Here is a 12,800-nt window from a genome sequence, read left to right on the forward strand (position 1 = left end):
GCAGCGGCCTAAGCCTCCCACTGAACCCCTCTCTTCCGTTGAGCGAGGCGCGCATTATACGCCCTAAAGTCCGTTTGTAAACCCCTTAATGTGCAGAAGTTTTTCACCGCCAGAACAACCGCTCTGACCGCCCTGCCGTTCCGTGGAGGAGGCGCGCATTATACGTCTGATTCTCCGCCGCGCAAGCCCCTGCCAGCGAAAAACTGCAAGTTTTTGCGCACTTCGTTAAAGAGCGCTCAAACGGCAACCTAAGTGTTCAAATATCAAGCATCCTCATCGGCCTCGGCGGCGTTTTTACGGGCGCGCCAGCGCTGCCAACCCGCCTGAATGCTCTCGCGCCGACGCCAGGTCCAGACCGCAGGCCCTGACAAGCCATAGAGCACAAACCCGGTCAGCAGCACCAGCGGGGGGTGCAATGTGACGATGACAAAGACAAAGACCACCGCCAACATCACGACAAAGGGAACCCGACCACGCAGGTCCAACCCCTTGAAACTGCTGTAACGAAAGTTTGAGACCATCAGCAAACCTACCAGCGGAGTGATAATCGCCGCCGCCATCGCGGTCAACAGGTCGCTCTCGGCACTGCTGCCAATCCAGACAACCCCGGCAATAATGGCCGCGGCCGACGGGCTCGCCAGGCCAATAAAGTAGCGCTTGTCCACGGAGCCAATCTGGGTATTGAAGCGGGCCAGGCGCAGCGCGGCACAGGCCGTATAGATAAAGGCCGCCGCCCAGCCAATCTTGCCCAGATCCCCCAGCGCCCAGGAAAACATCACCAGCGCCGGCGCCAGGCCGAAGGACACCATATCGGCGAGACTGTCGTACTGTTCGCCAAATGCGCTCGAAGTATTGGTTAAACGAGCGACTCGGCCATCCAGGCCATCGAGCACCATGGCGATAAAGATAGCAATCGCCGCAGCGGCGTAGCTACCATCCATCGCGGCAATAATGGCGTAGAAGCCACCAAAAAGCGCCCCGGTGGTAAACAGGTTAGGCAGCAAGTAGACACCTCGATGGCGCACTTTTTTGCCGTTCTCGGACACTTCTTCCACATGTTCACCAAAGGGCAGCAGGCTCTCGGTGTTTTCGCCCGCCCCGGCTTGCTCCCGCTCTTCGTCAGTCATAGTCATCTCGGTATTCCCCTCTGCGCACACAATATAGGCGCTTAAGCTATTTCACCACAGCTGGAGCGCCTTGGCCAATAGCGCCGACCCAACAAAAAACGCGGCCGAAGCCGCGTTTTCGATCAACAGTTGAGCAATCTTACTCAGTTCTTGCTCTTGTCGATGATTTTGCTGGAGCCGATCCAGGGCATCATGGCGCGCAAACGGCCGCCCACCTGCTCGATCGGGTGCTCCGCGTTCAGGCGGCGACGAGCCGTCATGGACGGGTAGTTCAGGGCGCCTTCGCTGATGAACATCTTGGCATACTCGCCGCTCTGGATACGTTTGAGTGCATTGCGCATGGCTTCGCGAGATTGATCGTTGATTACCTCGGGGCCGGTCACATACTCACCGTACTCGGCGTTGTTGGAGATGGAGTAGTTCATATCCGCGATGCCGCCTTCGTACATCAGGTCGACAATCAGCTTGAGCTCGTGCAGACACTCGAAGTAGGCCATCTCGGGGGCGTAGCCGGCTTCCACCAGGGTCTCAAAACCGGCTTTGACCAACTCTACAGCGCCGCCGCAGAGTACCGCCTGCTCACCGAACAGATCGGTTTCGGTTTCATCTTTGAAGGTGGTTTCGATAATACCGGTACGGCCGCCACCGATGGCGCTGGCGTAGGACAGAGCCACGTCTTTGGCTTTGCCAGAGGCGTCCTGGTAGATGGCGATCAGGTCAGGGATGCCGCCGCCCTTGACGAACTCGGAGCGCACAGTGTGACCCGGCGCCTTGGGGGCAACCATAATCACGTCCAGGTCGGCGCGGGGCACGATCTGGTTGTAGTGGATCGCAAAACCGTGGGCAAAGGCCAGGGTAGCGCCCTGTTTCAGGTTGGGTTCGATGGTGTCCGCGTAGAGCTGGGACTGAAACTCGTCCGGCGTCAGCATCATCACCACGTCGGCGCCAGCAACAGCGGCGGCAACGTCCTGAACCTTCAGACCGGCACCTTCGGCCTTGGCCGCAGAGCCAGAGCCGGCGCGCAGGCCGACCACAACATCAACACCGGATTCTTTCAGGTTGTTGGCGTGAGCATGGCCCTGGGAGCCGTAACCGATGATCGCAACCTTCTTGCCCTTGATGATCGACAGGTCACAATCTTTATCGTAATAGACGTGCATGGAGAAATCCCCTCAAATGTAATGAATGCGGCCGTTAGCAGCCACTCAATGCAATAACGGCGCGCAGTGTAGATAATTTTGACCGGCAGGTAAAACCCCGCCCCGCCGGCCGGCGGAAATTACAGGCTCAATACTTTCTCGCCCCGGGAGATCCCGGAGACGCCAGTGCGCACCACTTCGAGGATGGCGGCATCGCCCACGGCCTGAACGAAGGCATCCAGCTTATCGGCCGCGCCGGTAATCTGGATGGTGTACAAGGTGCTGGTGACATCCACAATCTGACCGCGGAAGATGTCAACACAGCGTTTGACCTCGGCTCGCTGGGCGCCACTGGCCTTGACCTTGATCAGCATCAGTTCGCGCTCGATGTGCGCGCCTTCGCTCAGGTCCACCAGCTTGACCACATCAATCAGCTTGTTCAGGTGCTTGGTGATCTGCTCGATTTTGTGGTCGTCCCCGATGGTGGTCAGGGTCAGACGCGACAGGGTCGGGTCCTCGGTGGGAGCCACCGTCAGGGTCTCGATGTTGTAGCCACGCTGGGAGAACAGCCCCACAACCCGCGACAGCGCACCCGGCGCGTTCTCAACCAATACGGAAATAATTCGTCTCATATCAGGTGCGCTCCGTTTTGCTCAGCCACATATCGCGCATGGAGCCGTTAGGGGCCACATGCATGGGATAGACATGCTCGGTAGAGTCGACCGAAATATCCATAAACACCACTCGGTCAGTGAGCGCGAAACACTCCTCCATCTTGGCTTTGAGCTCTTCTTTCTTGGTCACCTTCATACCCACATGACCGTAAGCTTCCGCCAGTTTGACGAAATCCGGCAGAGAGTCCTCGTACAGGCTCTCGGAGTAACGGCTGTCATACTGCATGTCCTGCCACTGCTTGACCATACCGAGGGCCTGGTTGTTCAGGCAGATGATCTTGACCGGCAAGTGGTACTGCGCACAGGTGGACAGCTCCTGAATACACATCTGGATGCTGCCTTCCCCGGTCACACAGGCCACAACCGCATCCTTGTCGGCAACCTGGCAGCCCATGGCCGCCGGCAAACCGAAGCCCATGGTGCCCAGACCGCCGGAGTTGATCCAGCGCCGGGGCTTGTCGAACAGGTAGTACTGGGCCGCGAACATCTGGTGCTGACCCACGTCGGAGGTGACGTAGGCGTCACCTTTGGTGACCTCATACAGCGTTTTGATCACGTCCTGAGGCATGATCTTGTCACCGTCGGTACGGTAGCGTGACTTGGTGTAGATCCCGTGGCGCTCGCGCCACTCGTCAATCTGCTTCCACCAGGCTGCAATCGCCTCACCGTCGGGTTTCTCGCCAGACTCCTTGACCAGCGCCAGCATGTCGGTCAGGACACTGTCGACGGCCCCCACGATGGGCACGTCGGCGGCCACGGTTTTCGAGATGGAGGCCGGGTCGACGTCGATATGAATGATTTTGGCCGAGGGGCAGAACTTGCTCACCGTATTGGTCACCCGGTCGTCGAAACGGGCGCCCACCGCCAGAATCACGTCACTGTGGTGCATAGCCGTGTTGGCTTCAAAGGTCCCGTGCATACCGAGCATGCCCAGGAACTGGCGATCGGAACCAGGATAGGCGCCCAGGCCCATCAAGGTATTGGTCACCGGATAATTGAGCATCCGCGCCAGCTCTGTCAGCAGGTCGCAGCCATTGCCCAGAATGACGCCGCCACCGGCATAGATGACCGGGCGTTTGGCTTCCATCAGCAGCTGCACGGCCTTTTTGATCTGGCCTGAGTGACCTCGGGTTGCCGGGGTATAAGAACGGATCTTGACCCGCTCCGGGTACTCGTAAGGGAAAGTTTCGTTGGGCGCGGTAATATCCTTGGGCACGTCGATAACCACCGGGCCGGGGCGGCCAGTGGAGGCTATGTAATAGGCTTTTTTCACCAGATCCGGAATTTCACTCGCGTGCTTGACCATAAAGCTGTGCTTTACGATCGGGCGCGACACGCCGACCATGTCGGTTTCCTGAAAGGCGTCCTCGCCGATGCGTTCGGACACAACCTGACCGGAGATCACCACCATCGGGATGGAGTCCATATAGGCGGTAGCAATGCCGGTAATGGCGTTGGTGGCACCGGGGCCGGAAGTCACCAGCACCGTGCCCACGCGACCCGTGGCCCGAGAATAGGCGTCTGCGGCGTGGGTGGCGGCCTGTTCATGGCGCACCAGAATGTGTTTTACGTCTTGCTGACGGAAGATGGCGTCGTAAATATGCAGAGCGGCACCGCCGGGGTAACCGAAGATGCACTCAACACCCTCGTCCCGCAGGGAGCGGATCAGCATATCTCCACCTGAGAGCATTTCCACCTTGTATCACCTCTATAGGTACTGTCGGTACTGACTGGTTTTGGGCACACAAACGCAACAGGCCCAATCCGGGCATTATAGCCCGCGATCAGGTCGTACGTGGTGCATGATCGTCGTGAGTTTTCCCGACCCTCGCGCGCTCTTTTGCGTTGCGCGAGACCCCGGGGCAGGCGGCGTCGGTGGACGCGCCAGCGCACTAGTGAATGGTTCGGCAGGTGGGTGACCTGCCTGACGTAGACGTGTGACCGAGATTATCGGCGTTGCTACAAGCCATCTAGCGAGCTGCCAATTGTCGCAAGATTGCCGCCAAAGTCAAGGGAAAAGCGGCCAAGGGCGGCTTTTAGTCACCATTCTGCGGCTTTTCCGCGCTGCCATTTTCTGACGCCGGTCACACTTTTACCGGCCGACCCCTGCACACAGCGATCAAAGCCGCTATAGTAAACCATTGCACGGTTCACTTTTATGACACGGGTACTGCACATGAACAAGGCGTTACTGATTGGCGCTGCCCTCGCTGCGCTGGCGATTCTGCCCGCCCAAGCCGGCGAGATCTACCGCTGGGTGGACGACAGCGGCGTGACTCACTTTACCTCCCAACCGCCCCCGGGCCGTGAATCCACCCGCATTCGCACCCGCACGGGGCAATCCGAACCGGTGCAGCGCCCAGCGCAATCGGATCCGCGCGAACGCAGCGAGCCGATCACCCCCAGAGTTGAGGCACAGGAACAGGAACGCGACCGGGAGCGTTGCCGCATCGCCCAGCAGAATCTGGAACGGCTGATGAGCGGTGCCCGCATTCAGCTGGAAGACGCCGACGGTCAGCGCCGCTTTATCGATGACGACGAGCGCCAGGAGCGCGCCACCCAAGCCCAGCAGGTGATCGAAGAGCACTGCTAGCAGGCCCGCCGATCACCCGCCCATTCAGTGGCGCTTGCCGTGGGTAAACGCCAGGCGTTCGCCATCGACGGTTCCCACAATCAGATCACCCGCCACAAATTCGCCCTTGAGAATCGCCTGCGCCAGCGGGTTCTCGACGGACTGCTGAATCGCACGCTTGAGCGGACGCGCCCCGTACACCGGATCAAAGCCGGCCTCGGCAAGCTTGTCCATCGCATCCGCGTCCAGCTCAAGAGCCAGCTCGCGCTCGGCCAGACGTTTGCGCAGCTGATCCAGTTGAATGTCGGCAATACCGCGGATCTGGGCCCGCCCGAGGGGATGAAATACCACCACCTCATCAATCCGGTTGATAAACTCCGGCCGGAAGTGTTTGCCCACCACCTCCATCACCGCCGACTTCATCGCGCTATAGCGGTTCTCGTTGTTGAGTGAGCTGTCCTCTTCCACCGCACTCTGATCAAAACTCAGGGTATCAAACGAGCGGTCTTCAGCCAGCTCCTGAATCCGGTCCGAACCCAGGTTCGAGGTCATCACAATCACAGTATTGCGGAAGTCCACAGTGCGCCCCTGGCCATCGGTCAGGCGGCCGTCCTCGAGAACCTGCAACAGAATATTGAACACATCCGGGTGGGCCTTTTCCACCTCATCGAGCAGCAGCACCGAGTAGGGCTTGCGGCGCACCGCTTCAGTAAGATAGCCGCCCTCTTCGTAACCCACATACCCGGGCGGTGCCCCGATCAGGCGAGCCACTGAATGCTTCTCCATAAACTCGGACATGTCGATGCGCACCATGGCGTCCTGGGTATCAAACAGAAACTCCGCCAGGGATTTACACAGTTCGGTTTTACCGACCCCGGTCGGCCCCAGGAACAGGAAAGAGCCGTTCGGACGATTGGCGTCCGAGAGGCCAGCCCGCGACCGGCGCACGGCGTTGGCCACGGCGACCACCGCCTCGTGCTGACCGATCACCCGGTTGTGCAGCGCATCTTCCATTTTGAGCAGTTTTTCTCGCTCACCTTCGAGCATTTTCGACACCGGGATACCAGTCCACTTGGACACCACCTCGGCGATCTCTTCGTCGGTGACCCGGTTACGCAGCAGGCGCATATCCAGCATGTCCACATGGCTGGCCATATCCAACTGTTTTTCCAGCTCGGGAATAATGCCGTATTGGAGCTCCGACATACGCGCCAGATCGCCGGCGCGACGCGCCGACTCCAGATCCAGGCGCGCCTGCTCCAGGTTGCTTTTGATTTCCTGTGAGCCTTGCAACGAGGCTTTCTCGGAGCGCCAGATTTCATCCAGGTGCGCATACTCGCGCTCAAGCGCATCAATGTCTTTTTCGATTTTCTGCAGGTGTTTGCGGCTGGCTTCGTCTTCGTCTTTCTTCACCGCTTCGCGCTCAATCTTGAGCTGAATCAGACGGCGCTCAAGCTTGTCCATCTCCTCGGGCTTGGAGTCAATTTCCATACGGATGCGACTGGCCGCCTCGTCGATCAAATCAATGGCTTTATCCGGCAGTTGACGATCAGCAATGTAACGCTGAGATAATTTGGCCGCGGCGATGATGGCAGAATCGGTGATATCGACCCCGTGATGCACTTCGTAGCGCTCCTTAAGCCCGCGCAGAATGGCAATGGTGTCTGATTCACTCGGCTCATCCACCTGCACCTTCTGAAAGCGTCGCTCCAGGGCCGCGTCTTTTTCAATATACTTGCGGTACTCATCCAGGGTGGTGGCGCCGACGCAGTGCAGCTCGCCGCGCGCCAGAGCGGGCTTGAGCATATTGCCGGCGTCCATCGCGCCTTCCGCCTTACCCGCGCCCACCATGGTGTGCAACTCGTCGACAAAAAGAATGACTTTGCCCTCTTCCTTCGACAGCTCTTTGAGCACGGATTTGAGTCGCTCTTCAAACTCCCCGCGAAATTTGGCGCCAGCCAACAGGCTGCCCAGGTCGAGCGACAATAGCCGCTTGTTTTTCAGGCCTTCGGGCACCTCGCCGTTGATAATCCGCTGAGCCAGGCCCTCGACAATCGCGGTTTTACCCACGCCCGGCTCGCCAATCAGTACCGGGTTATTCTTGGTGCGGCGCTGCAGCACCTGAATCGTACGGCGGATCTCGTCGTCCCGCCCAATGACCGGGTCAAGCTTCCCCGCTTCGGCTCGGGCGGTCAGATCAACGGTGTACTTTTCCAACGCCTGACGGTTCCCTTCGGCGTCGGCATTGTCGACTGTTTCGCCGCCGCGAATTTTTTCCACGGCCTGCTCCAGACGCTTGGCATCGCCAAATTCTTTTAGCAGTTTGCCAAACGCGCTCTCGCCTTCGAGCATCGCAGAGAGCAACACGGATTCGCTGGAAACAAATTTATCGCCCTCTTTCTGCGCACGTCGATCTGCCAGGTTGAGCACACGCCCCAATTCCTGTGACATATTGACGTCGCCGGTGGGACTTTGAATGTGCGGCAGCTGATCGAGCGCCTTGCTCAGGGCATTGCGCAGGCCAGTAACATCAAAGCCCGCCTGAGACAGCAGCGGGCGCACAGTGCCACCCTGCTGGTCGAGCATGGCCTGAAGCAAGTGAAAGGGTTCCAACTGTGCATGATCCCGGCCCACTGCCAGAGACTGAGCGTCCGACAATGCCATTTGCAGCGAGTTGGTTAAACGGTCGATTCGCATGAAGTCTGCCTCCCAAAGGGAATAACTGAGTTGATTCAGTTATGGGGGCAGAGGGGCAATAAATCAAGCAAGCCAGATCAGGCTGGCCTGTCGACCCGTGGTCTTGTCCCGGCGGTAGGAATAAAAGCGGTCGCGCTCGGCATAGGTGCAAAAATTGCCACCGTAAACCGCCGTGACCCCAAGGGCCGCCAGCTCGGCGCGCGCCAGGGTGTAAATATCAGCATGGAATTTCAGTGGCCGGTCGCTCGGGGTGAAGGCACCGGCGATGGCGTCCACCTGGGCATCGCTGCGGGCACCCTCGAAAAACGCTTCCAGGACCTCAACACCCACTTCAAAGGCCGGCTGGCTGATGGCTGGGCCAAGGTAGGCCATCAGCGACTCCGAGGGCTCCTGAAACCGCCCCACCGCGACGCCAACAATACCGCCCGCCAGACCGCGCCAACCTGCATGCACGGCGGCAACTCGTGTGCCCTGACGGTTACACAGCAACACCGGCAGACAGTCAGCGGTGAGCACAGTACATGCCAGGCCCGGCGTCTCGGTGTCACACCCATCGGCGGTGCGCACCCAGCCGTCGGCGCGCGCATCCACCACTTGGGTGCCGTGAACCTGCTCCAGCCACTGAGGCTCCTGGGACAGACTCAGTTGCGCCCTCAGCCGCGCGCGATTAGCGCTTACCTTCGCAGCAGCATCACCCACATGGGTCGCCAGATTGAAACTGGCATAGGAACCTTCACTCACCCCGCCCTCGCGGGTGGTGATGCAGGCTCTGACGGAGGCCGGTGCCGGCCATTCGGGCGTTATCCAGTGGCTCATAGAGGAAACCTTAACATCAGCCGCGCCCCAGGGCATCCAGCAGACGCCGAAAATCCTCCGGCAGCGGGCTGTCCCACTGGCAGTAATCGCCAGTGACCGGGTGCTCCAGGCCGAGACTGGCGGCGTGTAGCGCCTGACGCGGGAAATGGCGCAAGTACTCCACCAACGCCTCACTGGCGCCTTTGGGAATACGGAACCGCCGCCCATAGGTCTGATCGCCCACCAGGGGGTGCTGGATATGGGCCATATGCACCCGGATCTGGTGGGTGCGGCCGGTCTCAAGCTTCACCCTCACATGAGTGTGATGCTCGAAACGCGACAGCAGCCGGTAGTGAGTGACAGCGGACTTGCCGCCCTCGGGCACCACCGCCATCTGCTTGCGCTGCTGACTGTGGCGGCCAATGGGCGCATCCACGGTACCGCCACCGGTGAGGGTTCCCACCAGCACCGCCTCGTACTCGCGGCTGACACTGCGCTGGGCCAACTGGGCCACCAGGTTGGCGTGCGCCTCCAGAGTCTTCGCAACCACCATCAGGCCTGTGGTGTCCTTGTCCAGGCGATGCACAATACCGCCTCGGGGCAGATTGATCAGGCTGGGAGCGTGGTGCAACAGCGCATTCAACAGCGTCCCGGAGCGGTTGCCCGCCGCCGGGTGCACCACCAGGCCGGCGGGCTTGTCGATCACCAGCAGGGCGTCATCTTCGTAGAGGATATTGAGCGCGATGGGCTCTGCCTCCCACTCTCCCTGAGCCTCGAGCTCGGCATTGAGCGCCAGAGCCTCACCGCCAATCAGACGTTCCTTCGGCTTGCCCGCGCGGCCATCGACCCGCAGCTGGCCGGTCTTGATCCATTCCTGCAGCTTGGCCCGGGAAAACGACGGGAACAACTCCGCCGCGACCTGGTCGAAGCGCATGCCGTTCATGGTGAAAGGCACAGTGGCGGCCTGTTCGACAACTTCTTTCATGGTTCTGGTGTGACCTCCGGGCCGGTTCTGGCCCACGCATTGCCCAATAATCGTGGCCCGCCCCTTTGGTAACGGCAGGCACTGTGTTTAAATAGCCGGCTGCGCCCGGCGGTATTGCAGGCGCCTTTGTACCCTAACACGCTATAAGAGTCCAAGATTACATGTTTGTGAGCCGAGTTCTGCCCTACCTGTTGATCGCCAGTTTGGCCCTGGTCAGCGCCTGTTCCAGCAAGGATCGGGAGCCGGATACCGTCAGTGAAACGGAAGTGTACGAGCGCGCCCAGAACCAGCTCAACCGCAACCAGTGGGAGCAGGCGATCCGCAGCCTGCAGCTGCTGGAAGAGCACTTCCCCTTTGGCGTCTATGCCGAGCAGGCCCAGTTGGAGCTGATTTACGCTTACTACCGCTCCAATATGATGGATTCAGTACACTCGGCCGCCAATCGCTTCATTCGCCTGCACCCCCAGCACCGCAATGCTGACTATGCCTACTACATGATGGGTATGGCGTCGTTTACCGAGGGCCGAGGGATGTTTGAGCGAGTGCTGCCCACCGACCTGAGCCTGCGCGATCCGGGTGCGGCACGCGAGTCACTGGCGCACTTTTCCCAGTTACTGGCACGTTACCCCGACAGCGTCTACGCCGCCGATGCCAAACAGCGCATGCTCCACCTGCGCAACCTGCTGGCACGCTCGGAAATTCACGTGGCCAACTACTACTTCAAGCGCGGCGCCTACATGGCGGCGACCAACCGCGGCCGCCACGTGTTGGAGAATTACAGCCAATCCCCCGCTGTACCCGACGCCCTCGCCGTCATGGTGCAGGGCTATCGCCTGATGGGCATGGAAGACCTGTCACAGCAGAGCCTGCGAGTCCTGCGGGAGAACTTCCCGGATCACCCGGCCTTGAATGCTGCTGGCGAGTTCGACTTCCAGTACGCCGGCGCGGGGGAGCGCTCCTGGATCAGCCGCCTGACCTTTGGCCTGTTCGACAAGCGCGAACCCGAAGGCTTTGACAGTCGCGAGCTGTACGACCCCGAGTATATGCGCGACGACCTGCGCCCCCGGCCCCAAAGCTGAGGGGGCCGACCGGGGGCTCAGTCCCCCGGTTTCCAACCTGATGTAATCGGGTAGCGCCGATCCCGCCCAAAACCCCGCTGGGTAATCCTGACCCCAATTGGCGCCTGCCGACGCTTGTATTCATTGATATCCACCAAGCGCACCACCCGCTGCACATCCTCGCGCGCGAAACCATGCGCAATAATGGCCTCGGCGCTGCAGTCCTGTTCGACGTAGAGCGCCAATATCTGATCCAGCACCTCATAGGGCGGCAGACTGTCTTCGTCCTTCTGATCCGGCGCCAGCTCCGCCGAGGGCGGCCGGGTAATCACGGTTTCCGGAATCACCTCGCCCAGGGTATTGCGGTAGCGCGCCAATGCGAACACCAGGGTTTTAGGCACGTCTTTAAGCGCATCAAAACCTCCCGCCATATCGCCGTAGAGGGTGGAGTAGCCCACCGCCAGCTCGCTTTTGTTACCCGTGGTCAGCACCAGGTAGCCTTTCTTGTTGGAGATCGCCATAAGCACGACACCCCGACAGCGGGCCTGCAGATTCTCTTCCGTGGTGTCGCGCTCGGTCCCGGCAAATTCGTCCGCCAACGCCGCCATAAAGGCATCGTACATGGGCTCGATACTGATTGAGCTGTAGCGCACGCCCTGGCGCTGCGCCTGATCGGCGGCATCGGTTTTGCTCAAGTCCGAGGTATAGCGAAACGGCATCATCACCGCCTCCACCCGCTCCGCGCCAAGGGCATCGACCGCAATCGCCAGGGTCAGGGCCGAGTCGATCCCCCCCGACAGACCCAGCACCACGCCTCTAAAGCCGTTCTTGTTGATGTAGTCGCGCATTCCCAGCACCAGCGCCTGATAGACAGCTTCCAGTCCGGTCTGCTGGGGAGCCACAGTCTGGCGAGCCAGATGCACACGCTGGTCCTGCCAAGTGAGATTGACCGGGAACAGGCCTTCGTCGCCGTTCCCGGCGCGGACGCACAACTCCCCGCCCGCATCGACCACGAACGAGCCACCGTCGAACACCAACTCATCCTGCCCGCCTACCTGATTGACGTAGACGATGGGCATCTGGCCCTCCCGGGCCCGGGCTGCCACTACGCGCTCGCGCTCGCGTTGCTTATCCTGATGAAAAGGCGAAGCGTTGAGGTTGATCATCAAGCGCGCCCCAGCCGCCTGGGCCTGCGCCATGGGATTGGGCTGCCAGATGTCCTCACATACGGTCAGCGCGGTGGGGATACCCTTAAGATCAAAAACGCAGGCACTGTCGCCGGGGACGAAATAACGCACCTCATCAAACACCTGATAGTTGGGCAAGCACTGTTTGGCGTACTCGGCTACCAGCTCGCCATCGGTGATAACCCCCGCCATATTGAAAACACGCCCGGCGACGACCTTGGGATAACCCAGAACCAGGGTGGTGCGCAGGTTTGCCTGTTGCAGCTCCACCAGCGCACGTTCAATGCGCCGCGCCAGGCTTGGGCGTAGCAACAGGTCCTCGGGGGGGTAGCCGGTAAGGGTCAGCTCCGGAAAAATCACCGCATCAGCGCCGTTTTCGGCCAGCGCGCGCTCGGCCGCGGCAATCACCCGGGCGGTGTTACCGGGGATATCCCCCACCCATGTATTGATTTGCGCCATTACAAGCGTCAGGCTTGGCATATACTATGTGCCTCTTGTGCTCAAGGTGTGGGTCAACGAATAGGTAGCGCATTGTCCGCGATTGCGCCGCATTTGGCAAAAACTGC

General features: G+C 60.2%; 10 protein-coding genes. 2 read left to right on the plus strand and 8 right to left on the minus strand.

The genetic code is table 11. The annotated features are described in order from the left end of the window. Positions 1 to 263: 263 nt before the first annotated feature. The 4 genes from pssA to DKW72_RS15575 all read right to left on the minus strand — a co-directional run bounded on the left by pssA (position 264) and on the right by DKW72_RS15575 (position 4,636). Positions 264 to 1,133, minus strand: a complete 870-nt coding sequence (gene pssA / locus DKW72_RS15560; protein ID WP_111643317.1) for a CDP-diacylglycerol--serine O-phosphatidyltransferase — start codon at positions 1,131 to 1,133, stop codon at positions 264 to 266. A 137-nt stretch (positions 1,134 to 1,270) separates the two neighbouring features. Then, complete coding sequence (gene ilvC / locus DKW72_RS15565; protein WP_111643318.1) at positions 1,271 to 2,287, minus strand: ketol-acid reductoisomerase; 1,017 nt, start codon at positions 2,285 to 2,287, stop codon at positions 1,271 to 1,273. Positions 2,288 to 2,406: 119 nt separating this feature from the next. Next, complete coding sequence (gene ilvN / locus DKW72_RS15570; protein ID WP_111643319.1) at positions 2,407 to 2,898, minus strand: acetolactate synthase small subunit; 492 nt, start codon at positions 2,896 to 2,898, stop codon at positions 2,407 to 2,409. Position 2,899: 1 nt separating this feature from the next. Beyond that, positions 2,900 to 4,636, minus strand: coding sequence for an acetolactate synthase 3 large subunit (locus tag DKW72_RS15575; RefSeq protein WP_111643320.1), 1,737 nt, complete (start codon positions 4,634 to 4,636; stop codon positions 2,900 to 2,902). A gap of 462 nt (positions 4,637 to 5,098) precedes the next feature. Between DKW72_RS15575 and DKW72_RS15580 the strand changes: the two genes are divergently transcribed. Next, positions 5,099 to 5,533, plus strand: a complete 435-nt coding sequence (locus tag DKW72_RS15580) for a DUF4124 domain-containing protein (RefSeq protein ID WP_111643321.1) — start codon at positions 5,099 to 5,101, stop codon at positions 5,531 to 5,533. 24 nt (positions 5,534 to 5,557) lie between these two features. Here the strand turns inward: DKW72_RS15580 and clpB are convergent, their stop codons facing one another. From clpB to rluD, 3 genes are all read right to left on the minus strand, one after another. Then, positions 5,558 to 8,209: an ATP-dependent chaperone ClpB gene (clpB, locus tag DKW72_RS15585; RefSeq protein ID WP_111643322.1), complete on the minus strand. Its 2,652-nt coding sequence runs from the start codon at positions 8,207 to 8,209 to the stop codon at positions 5,558 to 5,560. A 63-nt stretch (positions 8,210 to 8,272) separates the two neighbouring features. Further along, positions 8,273 to 9,025, minus strand: coding sequence for a peptidoglycan editing factor PgeF (pgeF, locus tag DKW72_RS15590; RefSeq protein WP_111643323.1), 753 nt, complete (start codon positions 9,023 to 9,025; stop codon positions 8,273 to 8,275). A 16-nt stretch (positions 9,026 to 9,041) separates the two neighbouring features. Continuing rightward, entirely contained in the window at positions 9,042 to 9,989 is a 948-nt protein-coding gene (rluD, locus tag DKW72_RS15595; RefSeq protein WP_111643324.1) for a 23S rRNA pseudouridine(1911/1915/1917) synthase RluD, read from the minus strand. A 161-nt stretch (positions 9,990 to 10,150) separates the two neighbouring features. On the opposite strand from rluD, the gene DKW72_RS15600 reads away from it, so the two are divergent. Beyond that, positions 10,151 to 11,068, plus strand: a complete 918-nt coding sequence (locus tag DKW72_RS15600) for an outer membrane protein assembly factor BamD (RefSeq protein ID WP_111643325.1) — start codon at positions 10,151 to 10,153, stop codon at positions 11,066 to 11,068. A 17-nt stretch (positions 11,069 to 11,085) separates the two neighbouring features. Here DKW72_RS15600 and DKW72_RS15605 read toward each other — a convergent pair whose 3' ends face one another. Then, positions 11,086 to 12,714, minus strand: coding sequence for an NAD+ synthase (locus DKW72_RS15605; protein WP_111643326.1), 1,629 nt, complete (start codon positions 12,712 to 12,714; stop codon positions 11,086 to 11,088). Positions 12,715 to 12,800: the final 86 nt, after the last annotated feature.

It is taken from the genome of Marinimicrobium alkaliphilum (assembly GCF_003259155.1).
In the GTDB taxonomy this organism is placed as follows: domain Bacteria; phylum Pseudomonadota; class Gammaproteobacteria; order Pseudomonadales; family Cellvibrionaceae; genus Marinimicrobium_A; species Marinimicrobium_A alkaliphilum.

Bases quoted from the DNA above. Each gene is read 5' to 3' on its own strand.
- pssA (WP_111643317.1), bottom strand. From the start codon at position 1,133: ATGACTATGACTGACGAAGAGCGGGAGCAAGCCGGGGCGGGCGAAAAC.
- ilvN (WP_111643319.1), bottom strand. From the start codon at position 2,898: ATGAGACGAATTATTTCCGTATTGGTTGAGAACGCGCCGGGTGCGCTG.
- DKW72_RS15580 (WP_111643321.1), top strand. From the start codon at position 5,099: ATGACACGGGTACTGCACATGAACAAGGCGTTACTGATTGGCGCTGCC.
- clpB (WP_111643322.1), bottom strand. From the start codon at position 8,209: ATGCGAATCGACCGTTTAACCAACTCGCTGCAAATGGCATTGTCGGAC.
- rluD (WP_111643324.1), bottom strand. From the start codon at position 9,989: ATGAAAGAAGTTGTCGAACAGGCCGCCACTGTGCCTTTCACCATGAAC.
- DKW72_RS15605 (WP_111643326.1), bottom strand. From the start codon at position 12,714: ATGCCAAGCCTGACGCTTGTAATGGCGCAAATCAATACATGGGTGGGG.
- pgeF (WP_111643323.1), bottom strand. From the start codon at position 9,025: ATGAGCCACTGGATAACGCCCGAATGGCCGGCACCGGCCTCCGTCAGA.
- DKW72_RS15600 (WP_111643325.1), top strand. From the start codon at position 10,151: ATGTTTGTGAGCCGAGTTCTGCCCTACCTGTTGATCGCCAGTTTGGCC.
- ilvC (WP_111643318.1), bottom strand. From the start codon at position 2,287: ATGCACGTCTATTACGATAAAGATTGTGACCTGTCGATCATCAAGGGC.